This window comes from Leisingera sp. ABM4_103, assembly GCF_056158685.1.
Genome location: NZ_JBSWTU010000003.1, coordinates 1 through 22,054, shown reverse-complemented (window position 1 = coordinate 22,054; position 22,054 = coordinate 1). Strand labels below are relative to the sequence as shown.

Genomic DNA, 22,054 nt, shown 5'->3' with positions numbered 1-22,054 from the left:
CGTGACTCAGGTTGTTTATGATCTGATGACCGCGGACGGGGCGGAGTGCCGCGGCATTTTCACCGGCCGGAGCGAGCTGGACGCGCGGTTTTCCGGGCTGGTCAGCCAGGGGGCGGTCACGCTGGCGGCGTCTCCGGCTGACCTGGCGCGCGCCCTGCGCAGGCTCAGGCGGGACGGCTTCCGGCTGCTGCATGTCCACAGCCGCAAATCAGCCTGGATGCTTATGCTGGCCCGGATGTCCGGCTTCCGGATTGTGCGCACCCAGCATTTCGGAACGCTTGCGGGGGGGCAGTCGAAATGGCCGCGGCCCTTGACCGGATTGCGCAATTTTCTGACGGGAAAGACCTGGTGGATTGACCGGTGGGCCGCTGTGAGCCGGACCTCTAAATGCTATATTCAGACCCGGTGGGGGGTTCCGGACGAGCGCATTTCGATTGTCTGGAACGGCATCGACGTTGACAAATTCACGCCGTTCCGGGACGGCCGCAGGTCAGCGCTGCGCAAGCAGCTTGGCTGGCAGGATGACTGGATCGTGCTGATCGCTGTCGGCTCCCTGGTCGCGCGCAAACGCCACAGCAGTATCATCAGGGCATTTGCGGACATCCCGGACCGGCCCGGCAATGCCCGGCTGGTCATTCTCGGCGAAGGCGGCGAGCGCTCCCGCCTCGAACAGCTGGCGGCCTCCTGCGGCCTGCAGGACAAGGTCATCCTGCCGGGCAGGCGGGACGATGTCGCCGCCTGGGTGGCCGCCTCCGACATCTTTGTGCATGCGGCGCTGGACGAAGCCTTTGGCCTGGCCGTTGCCGAGGCGATGGCCTGCGGCAAACCGGCAATTGCCGCAGGCACCATGGGGCCGGCCGAAATCGTGGAGGATGGCGAGAACGGCCTGCTGGTTGCGGATGGCAGCGCCGCAGGGCTGTCCCAAGCCATGGCCCGCCTGATTGCGGACGGCGCTTTGCGGGCCCGGCTGGGGCAGACGGCCCGCAGCCATGCGGTGCAGCGGTATTCCCTGTCTGCAATGTGCCGCAACTATGCCGCGCTCTATCAAAGCGTGCTCGCTGCCCCTGGTGCGGCGCATGGCTGACAGGCTGCGGGACACAGGTTTGATGCATGGGGGAGGGGCGGCAGTGCCAAAGCTGCGCAACCGGTCTGGTGCGGCCATGAACATTCTCTGGGTCCTTCTTGGCCGGGAGGACAAGGCCAGTTCACGGGTCAGGGGCTACTGGATCGCCGAAGCGCTGAAAGCCCGGGGCCATTCGGTCCGGATCCGGCACATGGAGCACCGTTTGCAGTATCTGTCCCTGCTGGCGGCAGCCCGGACGGCCGATGCGGTTATCTTCCAGAAGAAATACGGCCGCTACGACCTGATGGCCGCCCGCCTGCTGCGGCGGCTGGGCAAGAAGGTGTTCTTTGACATTGATGATGCGCCAAGCCGCACCCAGGCCTGCGCAACGATGCAGCGGGCAGGCAGAATGATGGCCCTGTCCAGCGGCGTGCTGGCGGGCAGCCAGGCGCTGGAAGGGCTCGCACGGCAGCACCAGAACACCGTTCACCTGGTGCCATCCGGTGTCCTGCTGGAAAACTACCGTGTCAAAACCCACAGGCCCGCAGACAGGATCTGTCTCGGCTGGATCGGCAACGGCGCGCATTACGCCGATGATTTGATCCGGATCCTGCGAAACCCCTTGCAGCGTATCGGCGCCCGGCGCCCTGTCACCTTCCGGATCGTGGGCGCCTGCGGGGTGCAGGAGCTGTATGAGGCCTTCGCGGGCATCGAGGGCGTGGCAATCGACTTCATCGACCAGATCCAATGGTCCGATCCCGGCGCCGTGGCGGATGCAATTGCCCCCTTCGACATCGGCCTCTACCCGCTCTCGCAGCATCCCTTCAACGAATACAAATGCGCGTTCAAGGCTCTGGAGTATATGGCCAGCGGCCTGCCGGTTGTGGCCAGCGGGGTGGGCGCCAATGCGGAGACTGTCCTTGATGCAGAGACCGGGTTCCTGTGCCAGTCCGAGGAAGACTGGGTGCGCGCCATTGAGACCCTGGCCAGTGACGCGGATCTGCGGGCCCGTTTCGGAAGGGCCGGGCGGACACGTGTCGAACAGCTTTATGATGTTGCCCGGCTGGCTGCCCGGCTCGAAGACATTTTGCAGGCTTGAGCCGCGGTGCTGGCTTATCCGCTCAGCGCCGGTCCGGCCGCGCCCCCGGCGCCGGGATGCCGGATGTGCGATCGCGGCAGCGCAGCGGACGGCCGGGCCCTTTGGGGGGCCTGCCGGCCCGCATTGCCTCACTATCCGCCGTTTAGTATCTTAAAGGCCGTTGTTTAACCGCGAGGGGCAGGAAGGAAGCGTGCTTGACCTCTGTCAATAAACTCCTGCGCGTGAGCAGCATTGCAGGCCTGCTGTCGGTGTCAGGCGTGCTTGCTGTCATTCTTTGGGCCAAGGAGTACCGCTCACCGCCGTGGTACTCCTCCAGCTTCGGCTGGTCCGCGGGTGAGGATATCTCCAGCGCGTTTGCGGAGCTGCTGTCGAGCAACACCTTCAAACCCGGCGACACGCTGGTTCTTGAAGACACCTACAACATCTCGGGGTCGAACCTGCGGCTGCCGGAGAACTTCACCCTGACCGCCGAGCAGGGCGCGGGCCTGGATGTGCGCACCACCTCGGCCACCGACACCTCGGCGCTGTTCATCCTGTCCAGCGGCGTGACGGTGGACAACGTCGCCTTCGACGTGGTGAACGCGCCGGAGACGAGCTACGACGGGATCCTTCCTGCGGCGGGCAAGGACTACCACAAAAAGCGGGTTCTGACTGTCCTTGGCGATGGGGTCACCGTCAAGGACAGCGCCTTCTCGGGCAACGTGTCGATGCATATCGATGTGCGGGGCGGCAACGGCCTCACCGTTGACAGCAGCCTGTTCGAGGGCGGCTTCTACCAGCTCCGCGTCGTGGCCGGCGATGGCGCCACGATTTCGGGCAGCCATTTCCGGAACTCGCTGGGCGACGGCATCAAGACCGAGAGCACCGCGTCCGGCGACGGCCCGTCGGACATGACGGTGACCGGCAGCTTCTTTGAAAGCAACGCCCGCGACGGCCTGGACACCGCCGGCGGCTTCCGCAACGGCAAAGTCCTGAACTCGGTGTTCTACAACAACGGCGTCAGCGGCTTCGACCTGAAGAGCTCGTTTCATGACAGCACGGATTTCAACACCGAAAAGTGGAACACGAATATCATTGTTGATGGCAGCCAGTTCATCGACAACCCCAACGGCATCGTTGTCAGCGCCGTCGACAGGACCGGCCTCCTCAACGAAGACAACGCCCTAGCGATCCCCCATGACATCCATGTCAGCGACTCGATCTTCGAAAGCACCGCCTCGCAGGGCGGGCGGGCGTTCCTGATCAAGGACGGCTACGACATCACCTGGGAGGGGATCTCCCTGCTCGGCAATGTCAGCGAGCTGCGCTTCATGAACGTCTCAGGGCTCAGCCTCTCGGGCTCCAATGTCGGCGGGGATGTCTCGTCATACGGAAAACCAAGACATCACACTGACACTAAATTGCTTATGCCACAGGGGAGCCTCCCGCGTCTTAACAGGATGCGGAAGTAGAGTTTTCTCGGCTTCATCGACATCACGCCGGTCCGCCTCTGGGGGCGCCATTTGTCAACATGAGCTAGGTTGCAGCCGTTTCGGGGGCAATCTAGCTCCAGCTTACATCGTTCCGCCCGATCAGACGGAATAGCTCCTGATTAGATGATGCATATATCTGGCTAATCTGTTCCAAACTCTTCTTGCATGGCACATATTTTTCGAGCGGCGCACCCTTAACGAGTTTGGAGGTGAAGCGAGCGCCGCGCTTGAGCAGCTTCACATTTGGAAAAGGGTTGAGGTAGTTCATATAGGCCTGCGAGACTTGGATAGGGTTGAAAGAATTAATCTCTCTCTTGGGATTCATGTTCGCACGTTCAGGTTCTATTTCCAAAAACTGGCAGAGCTCCAACAGAGTCCTGTCCGGCGTATTTTTTATGTCCGTTTCGGTTATAATAACTTTCACACGGCTGCGGTCGAAGAGGTTATAAAAGGCTTCGAGGTGTTTGGCGTAGAACCCCATGTCGATTAAGCCATATTTTTCACCCAGATGCGCTTTGCGGCCAAATACTACATCCTCTAGTTCCCAAAAGGGTGAAAATTGCCCGCTTCTGCGGTAGTGGTTGAATGCCGAAACTAGACGGTCCACCGGGTCGCGCAGTACAAAGATCAGCTTGACATCTGGAAGGTGGCTATGAATGGATTCATGGATATTTGGAAGATGGGTGCCAAAGCGGCTCTTGTGCGGGGCTGGAGTTACCCACATGTAGTTTGGGGTTTTTTCGCCAATAGCGCGGCGCCCTTTACCTGGGGTGAATTGACGGCTGTACCAGTCAAATCCACGTGCGTAATTTTCTTTAATATTAAAAAAGTGAAGTTCGCTTCGAGGGAGATAAACATCGGGATGGCGCTTCAGCGCGTTCACCAGCCAGGACGTTGCAGATTTCGGGGCGCCGGCAATAATAAAATTGGGTTTCATATCCGAGCCTCCTTGGCGCGTTGCGGGGGCAACCGTCTTTGATGCAGCTTGAAACAAAATCGTAGCATTGCTGGACGATCTGATCCAAATGTAAACGACTGCTATGCCACGTATTCCGGACGAACGGTTGCAATTAAAGATTCGTGCGCATAGCTAGATTTCTATCCGCCTGGACAACGCCAGCACCATCCGCTCAAACGCGCTAAAACTTGGCGTCGATGACGCATTTTTTCTTAGCCGAATGCCTTTGTCAGGTGCATCGTATTTCGTGATCCGGACATTGCCGGTGTAAATATGGGCGTTTGACGTATCCATCACGTTTTCGCCATTGATCCCGAAATCAATGGACGTTCCGAGCCAGCGCTCAATTCTGCGCTCCAATGCCTGCGGCGTTTCACACAATTCTTCGTAGGTGGCCTCCAGGTACTCTTCATCTCCCATCCTGCGCGTCACTCTCCTGATGGCGAAGCGGTGATATAAGACCCACAGCAAGTAAACGGGTGACATTAAGGGAGAGTACCTCGGATTGCGCCTCTTGGCCCGTTTCAGACGGGAAACCAGCAAGTCCTGCGCCTGCCGCTTCAGCACAATCACCTTGATATCGAGGTCCGAGTGCAGCCGGAGGACCTCAAGCCGCCGCAGGTTTTTGGATGCATCAACAATTGCATAAGCGCCATAGGCGCGTGAAAGGGACGTCATGAACAACGCCGTGCGGCTGGCGTAATCCCTCAGATCCTCATCCCGGAAAACGACATTCAGAGGGACCCCCAGGCTGACCAATAGACGTTTATGGACAGGCAGATCCCTGCTGTCCAGGAACCGCAACGCCGATTTGTTTTCCAGTTGCAGCGACTGGCCCGCGGCGCCCGGCCCGGCGGCGGTCAGCTTCTTCACCTCACTCCAGAACGGGCACTCCGCAAGCGTCTCGCGGCAATAACACGGTTTTTTGTCTTTCCAGTCGTTTTCGAGATAGTTGGCTTCTCCAATATTCAGAAAATCCGGACTGTTTCCCAGTGCAATGGAAAAAATCGTTGAGCCTGAATAGGGAAAAGACGCGATATAAATCAGTACCGGTCCCGCCTGTTTTGTCATCTTCCGATTGTCCGCAAGTGTGATTAAAGAAAGACCGTGAGCGCAGAAACACTGCGTCAGCAGGATCAACTCGTATGCTAGAGGAATTTTCGTTCAGCGGCGTCCTTCGTCAATTCTTTTGCCGGCTGCCCCCATGGGCTCCGATTAAAGCGGTCCCGGAAAGCCGGGCTGCGGCCAGGTGTCCGCCCCGCGGTTTTGAAGCTCCCCCGTGTCCGGTCCGGTCTTCACGCGGCCCTTCGGGGGGCGGCCTTGCCCCCAGCCCTGGATCTCAGGCCTGAGCATGCAGCCGCCTTCCAAGCCATCGGGCGGCAGCCGGCCCCAATGGGTTTCATGAATTCTGCCGGGGCCATATTGACGGCTGAACCGTCAGAGCCCCCTGCCGCCGAAACTTGAATATGTTGCGGTTTTGCGGCCTGGCAAGCGAATGGCCGCAACTGGCGCCGCCGTTCAGCCCTCCCGCGGCTGCAAGCGCGGCGCTCAGCGCCGCACCCTGAACTCCCGTCCGATCGAGACAAAGACGGCATGGGACTGGGCCCGCGCGCCCGCAAGCTCTTCCCGCATGCGGTAGCGGTATCCCGTGTCCAGCGACCAGTCTTCCGTCAGCGCGTATTTGTACTCGGCCGTAAAGCTGGCCCGGTCGGTGCTGCCGCCGGTTTCATCGGAGACCGTGTAGCCCGCCTTGAGGCCAATGCTGGAGAGGCCGTTGATTTCATGAATATAGTCGAGCAGCAGTGCGGTTCTCAGCACATTTCCGTCGTCTTCGTCGAAATCGACCCAGCGCCGCAGCTGCGCATTGATGCCGCCGCGGGGCAGGTCCTGCCTCCAGACAAGCGAGCCGATGATTTCCGATTGGCCGGTGTCGGAATCCGCCGCCCCCAGCGTGGCCGATAGCGCTCCGTTCGGCAGCTCAAGGCTGCGGCCGGCAGTGAAGGTGCGGATGGTGCCATCGTCGGTGACATACTGTTCCGCTTCTGCGGTCACGGTGCCGTTGGGCATGTCCCGCTCGAGGCGCAGCAGCGCTTCCAGGCCGCTGCTTTTCTCCGTGACGCCAAACTCCCGGGTATCGATCGAGGCATAGCCGAGATTTGCATCCAGCCGCAGAACCGGGTTCACCTCCACGCTCAGCCCGGCATAGCCGCGCGACGTGTCGCGGCGGGTCTGTTCGGCATCCTCCGCTTCATACAGCCGGTAGCCCAGCCCCAGCCGGGCAACGGCCACCGGCGAAAGACGGAAGCGCACCTCGGAGTCCGCCTCGCTGAGATCATTGTCAAACAGCTCCGGGTCCGTTGTGTCCGAATACCGGAAAGCCAGGTAATCCGCGCTGAACGTCGCACCGACAGGCGCATCGCGGCCCAGGTCCAGCGCAACCCCCGCGGAATAGCGCTCGCGGTTGCCGGTGCCGCTGAGCTCGTCCAGGTCCGGCGGCAGGTCAATCTGGCCATCGTCGTCGGTGATGTCGTCAAGCGGCTCCAGGAACTCGATGTTGGTCTGCAGGTAGCCCGCATTGGCCTCAAACGCCGCGTTTGCGCCCTGGCGGCCATAGCTCAGATCAAGCCTCTGATTGTCCAGCCCGGACTCCGCGCCCGGCCCGCTCACGCCCCGCAGCGCGCCCCCGGCGAGCAGCCCGAAGCGGTCCAGCCGGGTTTCGCGGGTCAGCCCGAAAGACAGCCCGGTCGAGGTAAAGGTCGTGCTGCCAAGGCTGACAGTGTCCAGATCAAGGTTATCGCTTGTTTCCAGGCCCTGGCTGAAGCCGAACACCATTTCCGTGCCGCCGTCCTGGGCCGCAACAGGCAGCATCCAGCAAACGTAAACAGCACCTGCCAGAATGCTGCGAGTGACCAAATGCCGTTTCACCAGTGCCTCAACCTTGCTCTTGTCTTTGCCGTCCCGGGCCAGCCGCAGCTGCGCCCTGGCCCGCCCTTCGGCCGGCCTTTTGGACTGTGTACCGCTTTGCGGGCGGCCGCCCGCAGAAAAGCGGCCGCGGAACGGGATTAGTTTCCCCCTGTATTGGGATTGCAACATGCAGCGCCCCGCCTTTCGGCCGCCGCCTGTCCGGCCGCGGCTAGTTCCGGTTATAGACGTCTTCATAGCGGACGATATCGTCTTCGCCCAGATAGGCGCCCGTCTGCACTTCGATCAGATACATCGGGACCTTGCCGGTGTTTTCCATCCGGTGAACGGCCCCCAGGGGCACATAGACCGACTGGTTCTCCGACAGCAGCTTGACCGTCTCGCCCACCGTCACCTGCGCCGTGCCGGCAACCACAATCCAATGCTCAGAGCGGTGCATATGGCTTTGCAGGCTCAGGACGCCGCCCGGCTTGACCATGATCCGCTTCACCTGGAACCGCTCCCCCAGGCACAAGGTTTCATACCACCCCCAAGGCCGGTGAAACCGGGGATAGTCCTCGGCCTGCGGCACGGCGGTTTCCTTCAGCACCTCCACGGCTTTCTTGACGTCCTGGGCATGGTCCAGGCTGGCGACCAGAACCGCATCCCGCATGGCAACCGCGACGACGTTCTTCAGGCCCAGCCCAACCAGCCGGATATTGTCCTCTTCGCTCCGCAACAGCGTGTTCTCGCAGCTGATCGCCGTCACCGGGCCCATTTCCGACAGGCGGTCCGGCCCGTCTGCGGAGACCGCGTGCAGGGAATCCCAGCTGCCCAGGTCGGACCAGTCAGAGGCCAGCGGCACCGCCACGACGTTTTCGGCCTTGCCGATGATTGCATCATCAATCGAGACCGCCCCGATCTCCTCATAAGGCCCGGCGCCAAGCCGGAAGAACCCCAGGTCTTCTTCCCCCTGCGCCACCGCCGCATCGCACAGCGCCAGCATATGCGGGGCGTGCAGCTTGTAGGCCTCAAGGATATCGCAGACCCGGAACATGAACATCCCGGCGTTCCACAGGACGTTGCCTTGCTCCAGCAGCCCGGCGGCTGTCTCCCGGTCCGGCTTTTCCAGGAAGCCGGACAGCGCAACAGCCTGCCCGGCGGCAGCCGGCTCCGCCAGCTTGAGGTAGCCAAAACCCGTCTCGGGGCGTTCCGGCGTCACCCCGAAGGTGACCAGCGCCCCCTCCTGCGCCGCCTTTGCCGCCACCGCCACCGAGGCGAGAAACCCTTCCGTGTCGCGGATCACGTGATCCGACGGCGCCACCAGCATCAGCGCCCCGGGCTGGTCCTTGAGGGTCAGCGCCGCCGTCAGAACCGCCGGGGCGGTGTTGCGCATGGCAGGCTCCAGCAGGATGCGCCCGTCCAAAAGCCCCAATGCCGCCGCCTGGTCTTCCACCAGAAAGCGGAAATCCTCGTTGGTGACAAACACCGGAGCATCAAATTCCGGTCCGCTCAGACGCGAGAGCACATTCTGAAAAAGGCTTTGCTTGCCTGCAAGTGCGGCAAACTGCTTTGGGAAAGCCCGCCGCGAACTGGGCCAAAGCCGTGTTCCCGAACCGCCGCACAGAATAACAGGATAAATCATCAAGCGCTCTCCAAACACATTGTTCAGCTATCTTGAAACTATCCATGATCAATCTTTCGCCCGCAAGAACAGCCGGTAAATCAACCGCGGTTTCAAGAATGCCGCCTGTGTTTTGGCCCTGCTGAGGCCGGGAGGGCCTCACGCAGCTTATGGCCGCCAGGACCGCCGGCCGGTCAATTAAACAACATAATCCACATTACAGAATTGTTTGATGTAGCTGCAAAGCTAACCTGCCACTCTCCTGCGATTCCGGAATGCCACTCTCCCGGCCTGTAAAAACAGGCAGCGGGAGCAGCCATGGAATGGGTAATGATGAGCGGGCGCGAACTGAACCGCGTGAAGGTTTTAGCGCGGACCGGTAACGGCCGGCAGCATTTGGCCAGCCGGGAGCTGGGGCACGATCGGCTATCACCCCCCTTGACCGGTGCGGCAGCCTCTGCCGTAGTCAATCCAGTTCTGGAGGACGTTATGAGCATAGTTGATCTCGATAGCTGGCGTGGGCGGCTCCACGGTACCTACAGGGACTGGCGCTTGCGTTGGGATTTGGTCAAAGCCAAGAGAACGGGCCCGCCGGACGCCATTTGGCAGGCGCCGCTGATTTTCATCCACATCCCAAAGTCGGCCGGCTCCAGCATTTTGAAGCTTGGCGTCGCGCGCACACGGGGCCACCAGACGTATGCGTTCTATGAGAAATGGGCTCAGGGCCGGGAGATCCCGCCTACCTTCGCCGTTACACGAGACCCATACACGCGCTATCTGTCCGCCTACCGCTACCTCAAGAACGGCGGTGGCAACGGGGTTGACCGCCTGTGGGCAAACCGGAACCTGCATGGCGATCATAACACCTTTGCAACGGAGCACCTGCATCGGCCAGAGGTCCAGAATTGGATGCACTTTCGACCGCAAGCAGAGTTCCTGAGCGGTGATCATGGTGCGGTTAGCCACATCCTTCGGCTGGAGGCCCTTAAGGATGAATGGGGCCCCTTCGCCCGGCAATACCGCCTGCCCGAGACCCTGCCCCACATAAACACCACAAGGGGCAAAGAAGAGCTCAGCCCGGCCGCCCGGCAGGCGATACGCCGCGTCTATGCCGATGACTTTGATCAGATCGGGTACTGAAAACACCCGGCCCGCATTCGGTGGAAAGCCCCGCCAGCGCTGCAAGGCCCTGTTCGGCAAGCGCCCGGCCGAAGCTTAGATGCCACTGCAGGCGCCGCCGATGACAAGCAGGATGCCACGCAACCCGCGCCGCACCAGAACGCGCAGGAATTCCGCCCCGAGGGTCCCGGCCTCGGACGGGCCGGCGGGCATGCTCAGAACTTCGCGGCAGCCGCGCCGGTGATAGCCGGCCTGCCGAAGATGGCGGCGGCAACAGGGACGGTCCCCCCAGCCGGACCTTGAGACAGTTCGCATCGATCCAGAGTTATGGCCACCCGCCCCCGATTGCGCGGGCGAGGAAAGCATCGCCGCGCTCGTCGATCTCTTCGCACAGGCGGCCGGCGGGCTTCAGCGCGGGCCGGCAATAGAAAACGGGCCCCGAAAGGCCCGTTTCCCTGAAACCATGCCCGCGCCCGCGGCGCGGCAAAGCTCTTAGTTGGTGGTGGTGGTGGTGGTGGTGCCGACTTCGTCGTCGTCGTTAGCGACCACGCCCAGCACAACCAGGCCTGCAACCACGCCTGCAACGGCGCCGGCGCTCAGGCCGCCGGCAACGCCCATGCCCATGCCGCCGGAGCCGCCGGCGCCAGCGCCGGTTTCCGCGCCGGGAGCCGGGGCCTGCTGAGCGGACACGGCGGTTGCCGAAGCCAGTGCGGCCAGGGTCAGGGCAGTCAGAAGATTTTTCATTTTCAAACTCCTTTGGAGAACTGTGGAAAGGTGCGTTGAGGCGACCTTATGGGAGGCTGTTGTCCATTTCAACGCATGGAATAGCTGCAAAACTCTTGAAATCCGGTTTGCGCCGCGAATTTTTTCCGCCCGTTGCCGCAAAGCCGCGGGAAGCGGGCGGAAAATGGCGCCGCATCAGAGCCGCAGCTGGCGGATTTTTACATAACCCGTCTCCGGCCCGGCCCATTGCCGCGATTGCCAGATCTGATTGCGCCCGGGGCGGGAATCAACCCAGTAGTCGTTCACCACCACCCCGCCGCTGCCTTCGCAACGCTCCTGCAGATGGCGGGCGGGATGGGTGATTTCGACGATCTCCACCGGCGCCGGGCCCAGGTCGTGCAGGCTGCAGGCCATGTTCAGCACCGCCTGGCCGTTGCCGTTTGCCCGCACCGTATAACGCCGGGCGCCGCCATGCGCCGGGCCTGCCACCCCGTCTGCGGCCGGCACCTGCGCCGACAACAGCCCGCCGCCCAGGCCGCGGGTGGCGATCACCATGCCGTTGCGCAGGGCGACCGACACATTGTCCAGGGTGCGCCAGACCTCGATCTGCCCGGGGCGGCTGTCGCGGCGCTGCAGGGCCCGGGTCAGATAGGCCCTGGCCCCGCGGTTCTCGATGACGACCTCGATATAGGCCTGGGTCTGCTGGTCCAAGAGCGCCCGGGTCAGCTCGGCCGCCGGCGGCGGCGGATTGCGGCGGCGGCTGATCAGATCCCCCACCGCCTGCGCCACTTCCAGCTCTGCCGGGGTCTTTTCCGGCCCCCTGCTGCAGCCCGCCAGCAGCAGCGCCGCCGCGGCCAGGGCGGCGGCGGTGAAACGGATCATGCTCATTCCCAGAACCTCGCGCGCTGTTCTTCCAGGCTCTTGCGGTGGGCCTCGCGCACCGATCCATAAAGCCGGTCCGGCACCGTCACCCGCTGGCCGCCGTCGCGCTGGGTCGGGCGGATGGTCAGCCCGAAGCCCGAGCGGGACGGTTTGCCCAAGAGCCAGTCCACCGGGATGCGGAAGCGGAACCCCTTGTCAAAGGAGCCCTCGCCGAAGTCCTCGGACGAAACGTTGGTGAGGGTAAAGAAGCCGCCGACCATGAAGCCGTTGTCGAACTCGCGGGTGAGGCTGAAGGTGCCGCCGTAATCGCCCGCCAGGTAGCGGCCCGCATCGACCTGCATCAGATAGCCTTTGGGCAGTTCGTAATAGGCCGAGGCATGGCCGGTGAAGGTGCGGTAGTCGCGGAAGCCGAAGCGCTGGTCGAAGTCGCGCTGCACCACGTAATTGGCCTCCAGCCCCAGGCCGAGGCGGCTGTTCACCGGCTTCCACAGCACCTCGCCCGAGACGCCGCCGTACATGCTTTCGAACAGGCCCGTGGTGGCGCGGGCGTAGAGGTTGCGCCCGGGCTTCCACAGGCGGCTGAGATAGAGGTTTTCCAGGGTGGTGCCGAACTGCGCGTATTCCACCTGGTCGGTGCGCACATGCGGCAGCACCGAGTTGGAGGCGCGGCCGTTCTTCACATTGCCCCAGATGCGCTGGCGGATGGTGCCGGCGATGCGCCAGCCCGGCGCGGGCGAATAGGAGGCGGCGAAATCAAGCCCTGCATCCAGCCGGAACGGCTGCTCCGGGTCGAAATAGGCCGGTTTGGTATAGGGGCTGACCGAGGTGGCAAAGGCCGGGTACAGCTCGCCCGAGAAGATCGCGTCTTCCGGCAGCGGCCCGGCATCCTGCACCCCGGCGGCGGCAAACAGCGCGTCCGGCGCCTCCGGATCGAACTCCAGCGCCTCCAGATCGGAGCGGCGGATCTCGATCGCCGCAAGGCCGAGGCCGCGGCGCACCGGCACCAGGCGGAAGGTCTCCACCGACGGCGGCAGCGTCTGGGCCAGGGCGCGGGCGGCGCGGCCCGCCGCCTGCGAGGCCGAGCGGTAGCGGGAATTGCGGTAGCGCAGCTCGGCCGTGGTGCCGGTAAAGGTGATCGCCTCCAGCACCAGCCCGTCCGCCTTCAGCGCCTCAGCCACCAAGTCGCGGATCTGGCGGGTCTTGTTTTCGCTGGCGGCCCAGTCCTGGCGCCAGTGGCTGTCCTGCGTCGCCCATTGGGTGCGCGGGATGACGGGATGCGGCGCGGGCACCGCCATCGGGGTCGGCGGCTGGTTCGGGTTGAGCTGGATCTGCGCGGTAAAGCCGATCTCCGAGCCGTAGAGGTAATAGGCGCCCAGGCGCAGCCGGTCGGAATACTGGTATTCCACCCCGTAGTTGAGCGAGGATTTGCGCTCGAACACGTCGGAGACCTCGGTTTCGGTCTCATAGGCGTCGGTGGAATATTCCGCCTTCAGGCTCCAGCGCGCATCGGGCTGCCATTCAAAGCCGGCAAAGGGCGCCACATCGCCGCGGAACCACTGGTCGGTGGCCAGCTTGCCGCCGGTGCTGCCGCCGACAAAGGAGGGGCGGGTGCCGCCGGTCGCGCCGATGGCGCCGTGGCTGCCCAGCCGCCCCCAGCCCAACCCGGCGGTGAGCTTCAGCCGCCCGGGCGCGCGGCCCCAGCCCAGGGCGGCGGCCTCGAACCGCTTGGTGGCGGCAAAATATTCCGCCGCATAGACACCGGTGCCGGCAAAGTCCTGCAGCCCCAGGGTGACCTCCGGCAGCCAGCGCCGCTCGCGCCACAGCCGCGCGCGCACGTCAAAGCCGCGGTCGTAATAGGTGTCAAAGCCGAACAGGCCGAGGTCCTGGATGCCGTTGTAGCGGAACGAGGCGCTGAGCCAGGGCAGCGCCTGGAAGGTGATGTTGTAGCGCGAGGTGCCGCCGAACCAGGAATAGGTGACCGCATACTGGCCGTCGGGCAGCATTTCGGCGCTTGGCATGTCGATGATGCCGGGGCTGCCATAGAAGTTGAGGCTGGGCGGCGGCAGCGGTTTCAGGCGCGGCGCGGCCGCCTCGGTGCCCGGCGCGGCGCCATGGCCTGCGCGGGTGATCTCCGGTCCCAGCGCCAGGCCCGGCTGGGCCGCCAGGCACAGCACCGCGGCCGGGGCGGCCAGCTTTTTGGCCCGGAATTCGGACAGCGGTTTGGCCCGAAATTTGGCCCGAGAGTCAGCCAGCGGCCCGGCCAGCGGCGCGGTCCTGTGCAGAAGGGTCTTGATCGCGGTCACGGGAAACCTGCCTTTTGGAACTGCCTGTGCCGGGTCTCGCGGTCCCGGCCTTCTCACCTGCTGCCCTGCTTAGAGCATGGATGGCGGGGGCGGATCAATTGCCGCGTCGCCCGGCGGCAGCGGTTTCGCCGCCAGTGCAGCCCCAGGGCCGCACCGCCACTGCATATGCGGCTCTGGCATTGGAGTTTTGCAGATTCAGGAGCTTTTGCGGCCCGCCTCCGGCGGCTGGCAATAGCCCTCGACCCAGCGCTGGATCACCCGCCGCGCCGCCGCCTCGTCGCCGGCCGCCACCGCCTGGCGCAGGCTGCGCAGGAAACCGGCCACCTCGATCTCCGACAGCACGGTTTCGCGGGCGCAGAAGATCTTCTGGTGGCGGGTATGGACCAGCTCCTCGGTCAGGGTCAGCTCCTCCTCCATCTTCTCGCCGGGGCGCAGCCCGATGATATCGATGGCGATATCGCCGTCCGGATTGTCCGCGTCGCGCACGGAATGGCCGGCGCTTTCGATCACCTGGCGGGCCAGCTGCAGGATCGGCACCGGCTCGCCCATGTCCAGCACAAAGACCTCGCCACCCTGGGCCATGTCGCCCGCCTGCAGCACCAGCTGCACCGCCTCGCGGATGGTCATGAAGAAACGGCGCACATTCGGGTCGGTCACGGTGACCGGGCCGCCGCGGCTGATCTGCTCCTGGAACAGCGGCACCACCGAGCCGGAGGAGCCCAGCACATTGCCGAAGCGCACCATGGTGAACACCGTGCGGCCCCCGAACCGGGTCGCCAGGTCCTGCACGATCAGCTCTGCCAGCCGTTTGGAGGCGCCCATCACATTGGCCGGGTTCACCGCCTTGTCGGAGGAAATCAGGATGAAACGCTCGACGCCTGCGCGCGCCGCGGCGCGCGCCAGAGTCTGGGTGCCAAAGACGTTGTTGGCAAGCCCCGGCAAGGGGTTTGCCTCGACCAGCGGCACATGTTTGTAGGCGGCGGCATGCAGCACCACCTGCACCTGATGGGCATTCAGCACCATCCGCACCTGGCGCGGGTCGGTGACCGAGCCCAGCACCGGCACCAGCTCGATGCCTGCCGCCTCGGCCAGCGGCCCAAGCTCCTGATGCACGGTGTAAAGCGCCAGTTCACTCAGTTCGAACAGCACCAGTTTTCCGGGGCGGCAGGTCAGCACCTGGCGGCACAGTTCCGAGCCGATCGAGCCGCCGGCGCCGGAGACCAGCACCGTCTTGCCCTGATACGAGCCCGCCGCCTCCTTCAGCGGCACATCGCGGGCGGCGCGGCCCAGGAACGCCTGCGGCGCCACCGGCGTCAGCTTGTCGACCAGCGCCTCCTCGCCAATGAGCTGCGCAAAGGAGGGCAGCGCCTGCACCTCCAGCCCCAGCTGCTGCAGCCGCTGGGTGATCTGCGCCTGGCGCGGCTGGCTTTGCGAGGGCATCGCCAAAAGCACCCGGCGGATCTGGCGCGCCTGCACGATCTCGGCGATCCGGGCCGGGGCAAACACCGGCAGCCCGACCAGGGTCAGCCCCTGCAGGGAGGAGTTGTCATCGGCAAAGGCGACCGGATCGATGCCGTCATGCGCCTTCAGCGCCTGCGCCAGCTGGGTGCCGGTATTGCCGGCGCCGTAAATCAGCACCCGGCAGCGCGGCTTGGCGCGGCGGTAAATCATCAGCACCAGCTGCAGCATCGCCGCGCGCGCCACCACCATGAACAGGAAATAGCAGATCCCAAACACCACATAGGTGCCCGGGCCCAGCGGCGGCCCGAAGACGGCGGCCAGCAGCGCCAGCGCCAGCGCCGTGCCGCCTGCCAAAAATGCGCTTTGCACCGCGGCGTGGCGCTCATAGGCATTGAGCTGCACATACGGCAGCCCCAGCCACAGCGCCATCACAGCAGCGGCCGCCAGCACATAGGGCAGCACCGGCATCAGCGAAACCAGGGTGGTCAGCGCCGGTTCCGGCAGCGGCTGCACCTGCAGGGTGAACAGCAGCGCCAGCGGCAGCAGTGCCAGGTCCACAGCCAGGAAGACATAGGACTTCTGCCGGCGCGACAACGCACTGATCAGATTATACATGCTTTCCTGCCCTCGAATGCCCGCATTCTTGTCCTGTTATATCCATTTGCCCCCCCGGGGCAGCGCCTCCACTGCCGGATAGCATAAAAACCCTAAAGCAAATATGGCCCAAGGCGCTGAAATCCGGTGCGCGGCCCATTAAACACAGTTCCTATCATAACCGGTTTCCCCTGTCCCGCAAAACGGGCAGCGGCGGAAAACCGCCGGGCAGCCCCGGTTTCCCCGCCAATCCTGCATTGGTCCGGCGGCGCAGGCTATGCGGGAATCGCTCGATATCCATCTACCCCCGGCGGAAGATATTGCCAATGGTCTGAAACACGATGTCAAAGTCGAAACACATGCTTTGGTGGCGCTGGTAGATCAGGTCCAGCCGCGCTTTCGCCGGCACGCAAAGCCGGGAATAGACCGCATCCGTCTCCTCGGAGGTTCCGCAGCGCGCCAGGAGCGCCGCCTCATGCTTGTGATAGGTGATCGAGGCAAGCCCGGTGACGCCGGGGCGCGATTTCAGCACCTCTGCATAAAGTTCGGGGTTGGCCTCCACATACTGGCGCAGCGGCGGCCGCGGCCCGACAAAGGAGATGTCGCCCTTCAGGATGTTCCACAGCTGCGGGAACTCATCCAGCCGCTTGGAGCGCAGCCAGGCGCCGGTGCGGGTGATGCGGGCGGATTTGTCGCCGCCCGACACGCCCGTATCGGTGTCCACCACGGTCATGGTCCTGAGCTTCCACAGCATAAAGGGCTGGTCCACCCCCTTCATCCGCTCCGCCACATAGAACAGCGGCCGCCCCTCCTTCCACAAGAGCCACAGCAGGAGCAGCAGCAGGATGGGGCCCAGAACCGCGATCAGCAGGGTGGCAAAGAACAGGTCAAACAGCCGTTTGCGCCAGGTCATGTTATTATGTGCTCCAAGGTTATCCGTCCGCCATATCAGGCTCTAACAAGGCCCATTCTTCCGCCATCCGCAGCGGGTCCGCTGCTGCCAGCGGCGCCGGCAGCAGCGCATGCAGGCGGGCAGCGTCCAGCGCCACCTCCGGGATCGCAGCGGCCGGCGCGGCGCGGGCGGCAAAGGGTTTGCCCGCCGCCTGCAAGAGCGCCCCCATCTCCACCCCCCCCGGCTGCGCCACGTTCAGCACCGGCGGCAGCGCCGGCGCGGCCAGCAGCGCCGCCAGCACCTCAGCCAGGGTGCGGGCGCCGATATAGCTGCGCCGCGGGGTGCGGCCATCGGCAAAGCGGTCCAGGGTGAACCCGGGCCGCCAGCCGCCGAGGATCGCATCCAGCCCGGCGATATTGCCGATCCGCAAGGAACACACCGGCACCCCCAGTTCCGCGCCAAGCGCCGCCGCGCGCGCCTCCATCTCCGCCTTGGCCGCGCCATAGGCACTGGCGGGGCGCAGCGGGGCGTCCTCTGCCAGCAGGCCGCTCTGGGCGCCGTAGACCGCCGCCGAGGAGGCCAGCAGCACCCGGGCGCCGGCGGACGCGCCAGCCCGCACCGCCGCCTCGGCAAGGCGGATGTGGTCTGCCATGTCCGCGTCTGCACCGCCCCGTCCGGGCACCGGCCCGGCCAGGCAGAGGATGGCTGCCGCGCCCTCTGCGGCGCGGGCCAGCGCCGCAGGCTCTGCCAGCGGATCGAAAATGTGCCAGTCTCCGGTGCTGTTCCCGGCCTGCGCCCGGCGCGCCTGCAGCCGCATCGCCAGGCCTTCGGGCGGGCACAGCTGCAGCAGCCGGCCGATGCGCCCTGTTGCGCCCAGAACCATTACGGCGGGATTTGCCATCGCTGCTGCCCGTTTCTGTTGAACCCTCTGCCTCAGCCCAGTATCCTTTGCCCGGACAAAAATCAAAGCGGTTCCCCCGGGCAAACCGGGGCGGTTCCCAGAGCAGCTCAATGACAGGCTCCCGATGCTGAAACTTCTTCCCTGGCTGGCCGCTGCCGGCCTGATCCTCCTGCCCGCAGCCTGCTCGCGCCTGCCCGGCGGCGCCCCGGCCAGCGAGGAGATCCTGAAAGAATCGGGCGAGGCCGATGCCAATTTCGCGCTCTACCAGGTGAACCGGGCGCTGCTGCCGACGGTGGCGGCCTGGCCTGGCACCGGCAAACAGGAACGGCTGAACTGGCTGCCGCGGCACCAGGGCGCCAAGACCCAGATCATCCAGCCCGGCGATCTCTTGTCGCTCAGCATCTGGGACAGCAACGACAATTCGCTGCTGACCGCGGCGGAGCAGAAGATGGTGCAGCTGCAGGACATGAAAGTGGCCGCCAACGGCTCCATCTTCATGCCCTATGTGGGCGATGTGAACGTCAACGGGCTGACCCCGGACCTGGCCCGGGCCAAGCTGCAGGAGGCGCTGGAGCCGGTTGTTCCTTCCGCCCAGGTGCAGCTGGCGATGGCCGAGGGCCGCGGCAATTCGGTCGATCTGGTCTCCGGCGTCGCCCAGCCCGGCACCTATCCGATGCCCGACCGCAACTACACGGTGATGGGGCTGATCTCAGCAGGCGGCGGCATCAGCTCCAGCCTCAACAACCCGCAGATCCGGCTGGTGCGCGGCCAGTCGATCTATGGCACCTCGGTCGACACCCTGCTGAACAACCCCCGCCTCGACACCCTCTTGCGCGGCGGCGACCGGGTGTTTGTCGAGGAGGATGAGCGCTATTTCCTCTCCTTCGGCGCCACCGGCGAGGAAGACCTGCACATCTTCACCAAGGATGAGATGTCGGCGATGGACGCGATGTCGGTGGCGGGCGGCTTCCAGGACGGCAAGGCCGATCCCAAGGGGCTTTTGATCCTGCGCGAATACCCGGCCTCCGCGGTGGCGCCCGGCGTGCGCGGGCCGCGCCAGCAGCGGGTGGTGTTCTCGCTCGATCTGACGTCTGCCGACGGGCTGTTCTCGGCGCGGCAGTTCCAGATCAACCCGGGCGATCTGGTGATGGCCACCGAGTTGCCGATCAACGACGCGCTCACCATCTCCAACATCTTCGGCAACTTCTTCGGCATCTTCAGCCGCACCGGCGTCATCGAATGATCCGGGCCTGAAACGGGTCTGATCCAGGATCGGAACGGGGGCCTCCCGCGCCTGTGCCGCGGCATCTGGGATGCCGCAGCAAGCCTTGGGCCCGGCGCCGCTGGCGCGGCGCCCGCCGTTTGCCGGCAGCCTGCCTACTTCAGCAGCCGCTCCAAATAGGCGCCATAGGCGTTCTTGGCATATTTCCCGGCCTGCGCCTGCAGCTCGGCGGCGGTGATCCAGCCGCGCCCGTAGGCGACCTCCTCCGGGCAGCCGGCCTGCAGCCCCTGGCGCTCCTGCAGGGTGCGCACGAAATTGCCCGCATCCAGGAGCGAGCCATGGGTGCCGGTATCAAGCCAGGCATAGCCCCGCCCCATGGTCTCCACCCGCAAGGCGCCCTCGTTCAGGTAGCTTTGCAAGAGGTCGGTGATCTCCAGCTCGCCGCGGGCGGAGGGCTGCACCCGGCGGGCCCGCTCAGGCGCCGATCCATCCAGGAAATACAGCCCCGTCACCGCATAGTTCGAGGGCGGAACGGGGGGCTTTTCGATGATTTCGCGCGCGGTGCCATCCGCGCCGAAGGCCACCACGCCATAGCGCTCCGGATCGGCCACATGATAGCCGAAGACGGTGCCGCCCGCCGCCTGGCGGTCCGCCGCCGCCATGAGCTCCGGCAGGCCGTGGCCGAAAAAGATGTTGTCGCCCAGCACCAGCGCCGACGGCGCCCCCGCCAGAAAGTCCTCAGCCAGGATAAACGCCTGCGCCAGCCCGTCGGGCGAGGGCTGCACCACATAGGTGAGTTCAATCCCCCACTGGCTGCCATCGCCCAGCAGCCGCTGGAACTGCGCCTGGTCCTGCGGCGTGGTGATCACGCAGATCTCGCGGATGCCTGCCAGCATCAGCACCGACAGCGGGTAGTAGATCATCGGCTTGTCATAAAGCGGCAAGAGCTGTTTGGAGACGGCCATGGTGATCGGGTAGAGCCTGGTGCCGGAGCCGCCCGCCAGGATGATGCCCTTGCGGCCGGAGACTGTCCTCATGCCGGGTTTGCCCTCTGTCATGCCAATTCTCCCAAATCCTTTAAAATCTCATCCAGACCCGACCGCCAATCCGGCTGCGGGATACCAAAAACAGTCTCTAACGCGGAGCAATCGAGGCGTGAATTCAAGGGCCGCGCCGCCGGCGCGGGGTAATCCGCGGTGGGGATGTCCTCCACGTCGCAGGCAATCCCGGCCCGGGCAAAGATCTCGCGCGCAAAGCCTGCCCAGCTGGTCTGGGGCCGGCCTGCAAAATGATAGGTGCCGGACTTGCCCGGGTCCTCAACCAGCTGCCGGGCGATTTCCAGGCAGGCCGCCGCAATGTCCCGCGCAGGCGCCGGGGCGCCGATCTGGTCTGCCACAATGGTCAGGCGCCCGCGCTCGCGGCCCAAGCGCAGCATGGTTTTCACAAAGTTGCTGCCATGCGCCGAGACCACCCAGGAGGTGCGCAGGATCGCGTGAGTTCCGCCCGCCGCGCGCACCGCTTCCTCGCCCGCCAGTTTGGAGCGTCCATAGGCATTGAGCGGCGCGGGGGTATCGCCGGGCTGCCAGGGGGCCTCGCCGCTGCCGTCAAAAACGTAGTCGGTGGAGACGGTGACAAAGGGAATGCCCATCTCCGCACAGGCTGCCGCCATCGCGCCGGGGGCCGCGCCGTTGATCACATTGGCCAGCGCCTCCTCGCTCTCCGCCTTGTCGACGGCGGTATAGGCAGCGGCATTGATCACGGCCTGAGGCTGCGCCTGCCGGATGGCCGCGGCGCAGGCCGCCGGATGGCTCAGATCCGCCTGATCCCGGCCCAGGCAGGCGGCGCCGTCATAGGCTGCCAGCTCCTGCGCCAGCTGGCCGGTCTTGCCGAAAACCAGGATGCTCATGCCCGCTCCCTTTGCCTTCTCGCGCCCCGCCGCCAGGCGGGATCCCACTTCATCTGGCCAAAAATATCCCCGCCGGAGGCAGGCTTTCCAGCCGGAAAGCCTTCACTTGCCCGTCCCCAGCCGCCGGCCGACGCCGTCGCGCTCCTGCAGCGCCCGCCACCAGGGCTCGTTATCCAGATACCATTGCACCGTCTTCTCCAGACCTTCCTCCACCGTCACCGAGGGCCGCCAGCCCAGCTCCTGCCGGATGCGGGAGGGGTCGATCGCATAACGCGCGTCATGGCCCGGGCGGTCGGTCACAAAGGTGATCTGGTCCTTGTAAGGCTTCCCGTCCGCGCGCGGCCGCTTTTCATCCAGAATGGCGCAGAGCGTCTGCACCAGCTCCAGATTGGTACGCTCGTTTTCGCCCCCGATATTGTAGGACCGCCCCATTTCGCCCTTTTGCACCACTAAGAGCAGCGCATCCGCGTGGTCTTCCACATAGAGCCAGTCGCGCACGTTGGAGCCGTCGCCGTAGAGGGGCAGCGGCTTGCCCGCCAGCGCGTTCAGGATCACCACCGGGATCAGCTTTTCCGGGAAATGATAGGGCCCGTAGTTGTTGGAGCAGTTGGTCAGCACCACCGGCAGCCCGTAGGTCTCGTGCCAGGCCCGGACCAGATGGTCGCTGGCCGCCTTGGAGGCCGAATAGGGCGAGCGCGGATCGTATGCCGTCTCCTCAGTAAACATCACCGCAGGGTCATCGGGCAGGCTGCCATAGACCTCGTCCGTTGAGATATGATGGAAACGGAACCCCTCCGGCCTGCCCGCCTGCTCCCAGTATTTCCGTGCCGCTTCCAGCATCTGATAGGTGCCGGTGATATTGGTTTCGATGAAATCGCCCGGCCCGTCGATCGAGCGGTCCACGTGGCTTTCGGCGGCCAGATGCATCACCGCA

The 22,054-nt window shown here is 64.6% G+C and carries 18 protein-coding genes; 5 read left to right on the top strand and 13 right to left on the bottom strand.

Annotated elements, in window-relative coordinates:
• Window position 1: 1 nt before the first annotated feature.
• The 3 genes from ACXAED_RS00700 to ACXAED_RS00690 all read left to right on the top strand — a co-directional run bounded on the left by ACXAED_RS00700 (window position 2) and on the right by ACXAED_RS00690 (window position 3,613).
• On the top strand, window positions 2–1,084 hold the full coding sequence (locus tag ACXAED_RS00700) for a glycosyltransferase family 4 protein (RefSeq protein WP_475046110.1): 1,083 nt from the start codon (window positions 2–4) through the stop codon (window positions 1,082–1,084).
• A 76-nt stretch (window positions 1,085–1,160) separates the two neighbouring features.
• Window positions 1,161–2,162, top strand: coding sequence for a glycosyltransferase (locus ACXAED_RS00695; RefSeq protein ID WP_475046109.1), 1,002 nt, complete (start codon window positions 1,161–1,163; stop codon window positions 2,160–2,162).
• A 194-nt stretch (window positions 2,163–2,356) separates the two neighbouring features.
• Window positions 2,357–3,613: a right-handed parallel beta-helix repeat-containing protein gene (locus tag ACXAED_RS00690; RefSeq protein WP_475046107.1), complete on the top strand. Its 1,257-nt coding sequence runs from the start codon at window positions 2,357–2,359 to the stop codon at window positions 3,611–3,613.
• A gap of 91 nt (window positions 3,614–3,704) precedes the next feature.
• Here ACXAED_RS00690 and ACXAED_RS00685 read toward each other — a convergent pair whose 3' ends face one another.
• The 4 genes from ACXAED_RS00685 to ACXAED_RS00670 form a co-directional block, all read right to left on the bottom strand.
• Window positions 3,705–4,571, bottom strand: a complete 867-nt coding sequence (locus ACXAED_RS00685) for a sulfotransferase domain-containing protein (protein ID WP_475046105.1) — start codon at window positions 4,569–4,571, stop codon at window positions 3,705–3,707.
• A 153-nt stretch (window positions 4,572–4,724) separates the two neighbouring features.
• Window positions 4,725–5,663, bottom strand: a complete 939-nt coding sequence (locus tag ACXAED_RS00680; RefSeq protein ID WP_475046104.1) for a hypothetical protein — start codon at window positions 5,661–5,663, stop codon at window positions 4,725–4,727.
• 477 nt (window positions 5,664–6,140) lie between these two features.
• The gene (locus ACXAED_RS00675; RefSeq protein ID WP_475046103.1) at window positions 6,141–7,517 is read right to left on the bottom strand and encodes a hypothetical protein; all 1,377 of its coding nucleotides are present in this window, start codon (window positions 7,515–7,517) and stop codon (window positions 6,141–6,143) included.
• Between the two features lie 208 nt (window positions 7,518–7,725).
• Window positions 7,726–9,138: a mannose-1-phosphate guanylyltransferase/mannose-6-phosphate isomerase gene (locus tag ACXAED_RS00670; RefSeq protein ID WP_475046101.1), complete on the bottom strand. Its 1,413-nt coding sequence runs from the start codon at window positions 9,136–9,138 to the stop codon at window positions 7,726–7,728.
• Window positions 9,139–9,435: 297 nt separating this feature from the next.
• Here ACXAED_RS00670 and ACXAED_RS00665 point away from each other — a divergent pair, with 297 nt between their 5' ends.
• Window positions 9,436–10,257, top strand: coding sequence for a sulfotransferase family 2 domain-containing protein (locus ACXAED_RS00665; protein ID WP_475046100.1), 822 nt, complete (start codon window positions 9,436–9,438; stop codon window positions 10,255–10,257).
• 471 nt (window positions 10,258–10,728) lie between these two features.
• Here ACXAED_RS00665 and ACXAED_RS00660 read toward each other — a convergent pair whose 3' ends face one another.
• The 6 genes from ACXAED_RS00660 to ACXAED_RS00635 all read right to left on the bottom strand — a co-directional run bounded on the left by ACXAED_RS00660 (window position 10,729) and on the right by ACXAED_RS00635 (window position 17,992).
• On the bottom strand, window positions 10,729–10,980 hold the full coding sequence (locus ACXAED_RS00660) for a hypothetical protein (RefSeq protein ID WP_475046099.1): 252 nt from the start codon (window positions 10,978–10,980) through the stop codon (window positions 10,729–10,731).
• A 174-nt stretch (window positions 10,981–11,154) separates the two neighbouring features.
• Window positions 11,155–11,841 carry a YjbF family lipoprotein gene (locus ACXAED_RS00655; protein WP_475046097.1) on the bottom strand — a complete coding sequence of 229 codons (687 nt, stop codon included), beginning with the start codon at window positions 11,839–11,841 and terminating at the stop codon, window positions 11,155–11,157.
• A gap of 2 nt (window positions 11,842–11,843) precedes the next feature.
• Window positions 11,844–14,144, bottom strand: a complete 2,301-nt coding sequence (locus ACXAED_RS00650; RefSeq protein WP_475046095.1) for a YjbH domain-containing protein — start codon at window positions 14,142–14,144, stop codon at window positions 11,844–11,846.
• Between the two features lie 195 nt (window positions 14,145–14,339).
• Window positions 14,340–16,220 (bottom strand): polysaccharide biosynthesis protein, encoded by a 1,881-nt coding sequence (locus tag ACXAED_RS00645; protein ID WP_475046093.1) that lies wholly within the window; start codon window positions 16,218–16,220, stop codon window positions 14,340–14,342.
• Between the two features lie 280 nt (window positions 16,221–16,500).
• The gene (locus ACXAED_RS00640) at window positions 16,501–17,112 is read right to left on the bottom strand and encodes a sugar transferase (protein ID WP_475046091.1); all 612 of its coding nucleotides are present in this window, start codon (window positions 17,110–17,112) and stop codon (window positions 16,501–16,503) included.
• 19 nt (window positions 17,113–17,131) lie between these two features.
• Entirely contained in the window at window positions 17,132–17,992 is an 861-nt protein-coding gene (locus ACXAED_RS00635) for an NAD-dependent epimerase/dehydratase family protein (RefSeq protein WP_475046090.1), read from the bottom strand.
• A 124-nt stretch (window positions 17,993–18,116) separates the two neighbouring features.
• Between ACXAED_RS00635 and ACXAED_RS00630 the strand changes: the two genes are divergently transcribed.
• Window positions 18,117–19,235: a polysaccharide biosynthesis/export family protein gene (locus ACXAED_RS00630; protein ID WP_475046088.1), complete on the top strand. Its 1,119-nt coding sequence runs from the start codon at window positions 18,117–18,119 to the stop codon at window positions 19,233–19,235.
• A gap of 134 nt (window positions 19,236–19,369) precedes the next feature.
• Here ACXAED_RS00630 and rfbA read toward each other — a convergent pair whose 3' ends face one another.
• The 3 genes from rfbA to rfbB form a co-directional block, all read right to left on the bottom strand.
• Complete coding sequence (gene rfbA, locus ACXAED_RS00625; RefSeq protein WP_475046087.1) at window positions 19,370–20,272, bottom strand: glucose-1-phosphate thymidylyltransferase RfbA; 903 nt, start codon at window positions 20,270–20,272, stop codon at window positions 19,370–19,372.
• Complete coding sequence (gene rfbD, locus ACXAED_RS00620; protein ID WP_475046086.1) at window positions 20,269–21,120, bottom strand: dTDP-4-dehydrorhamnose reductase; 852 nt, start codon at window positions 21,118–21,120, stop codon at window positions 20,269–20,271. Before rfbD ends, rfbA begins: the two co-directional genes overlap by 4 nt.
• Before the next feature lie 102 nt (window positions 21,121–21,222).
• Window positions 21,223–22,054, bottom strand: an 832-nt coding sequence (gene rfbB / locus ACXAED_RS00615; protein ID WP_475046084.1) for a dTDP-glucose 4,6-dehydratase, incomplete at its 5' end; no start/stop codon positions are given.

Coding starts and splice junctions, on each gene's coding strand:
- rfbD (WP_475046086.1), bottom strand. CDS start 21,120: ATGAGCATCCTGGTTTTCGGCAAGACCGGCCAGCTGGCGCAGGAGCTG.
- ACXAED_RS00665 (WP_475046100.1), top strand. CDS start 9,436: ATGGAATGGGTAATGATGAGCGGGCGCGAACTGAACCGCGTGAAGGTT.
- ACXAED_RS00685 (WP_475046105.1), bottom strand. CDS start 4,571: ATGAAACCCAATTTTATTATTGCCGGCGCCCCGAAATCTGCAACGTCC.
- ACXAED_RS00680 (WP_475046104.1), bottom strand. CDS start 5,663: ATGACAAAACAGGCGGGACCGGTACTGATTTATATCGCGTCTTTTCCC.
- ACXAED_RS00640 (WP_475046091.1), bottom strand. CDS start 17,112: ATGACCTGGCGCAAACGGCTGTTTGACCTGTTCTTTGCCACCCTGCTG.
- ACXAED_RS00630 (WP_475046088.1), top strand. CDS start 18,117: ATGCTGAAACTTCTTCCCTGGCTGGCCGCTGCCGGCCTGATCCTCCTG.
- ACXAED_RS00635 (WP_475046090.1), bottom strand. CDS start 17,992: ATGGCAAATCCCGCCGTAATGGTTCTGGGCGCAACAGGGCGCATCGGC.
- ACXAED_RS00655 (WP_475046097.1), bottom strand. CDS start 11,841: ATGATCCGTTTCACCGCCGCCGCCCTGGCCGCGGCGGCGCTGCTGCTG.
- ACXAED_RS00645 (WP_475046093.1), bottom strand. CDS start 16,220: ATGTATAATCTGATCAGTGCGTTGTCGCGCCGGCAGAAGTCCTATGTC.
- rfbA (WP_475046087.1), bottom strand. CDS start 20,272: ATGACAGAGGGCAAACCCGGCATGAGGACAGTCTCCGGCCGCAAGGGC.
- ACXAED_RS00670 (WP_475046101.1), bottom strand. CDS start 9,138: ATGATTTATCCTGTTATTCTGTGCGGCGGTTCGGGAACACGGCTTTGG.
- ACXAED_RS00695 (WP_475046109.1), top strand. CDS start 1,161: ATGAACATTCTCTGGGTCCTTCTTGGCCGGGAGGACAAGGCCAGTTCA.
- ACXAED_RS00660 (WP_475046099.1), bottom strand. CDS start 10,980: ATGAAAAATCTTCTGACTGCCCTGACCCTGGCCGCACTGGCTTCGGCA.